The 359-nt window shown below is 43.7% G+C and carries 1 pseudogene; it reads right to left on the reverse strand.

Annotated features, from left to right (window positions below):
- Positions 1-238 precede the first annotated feature (238 nt).
- A pseudogene (locus AACQ81_RS19685) lies at positions 239-359 on the reverse strand (IS982 family transposase); the annotation flags it as partial.

The following is a 359-nucleotide window of genomic DNA, read 5'->3' on the forward strand; positions in this document are numbered from 1 at the left end:
GAATTTACTTCGTTTAGCTCCCACCAAAGCGGGAATTAAAGCCCGCCGTAAACGGGCAGGTTGGGATGACAAATATCTGCTGACGGTTTTGGGTAAAGCCCAAAAAATTTAGATGCGATTGCCCTGGTCAGTAAGTCGAGTCGTGAGTTCTTTCGCTTTTTCTGGCAAAGTGGTATGAAAAAAGTGGCGAAGGGTTTCACGGAATGTCTTCGCATCCGGAAAATAAACATTGTTAACCTCAGCTTCGTTTAAGAATAGCGATATCATTATTCCGTAAATTCAAACTCGGTTTTTTAGGTTGGAATGTATACGCAATGAGGCCTGCGGCGATTTCCAGTAGAAAACCGAGTTGACTGCGA

Source organism: Xenorhabdus sp. Sc-CR9 (genome assembly GCF_963897815.1).
GTDB lineage: Bacteria > Pseudomonadota > Gammaproteobacteria > Enterobacterales > Enterobacteriaceae > Xenorhabdus.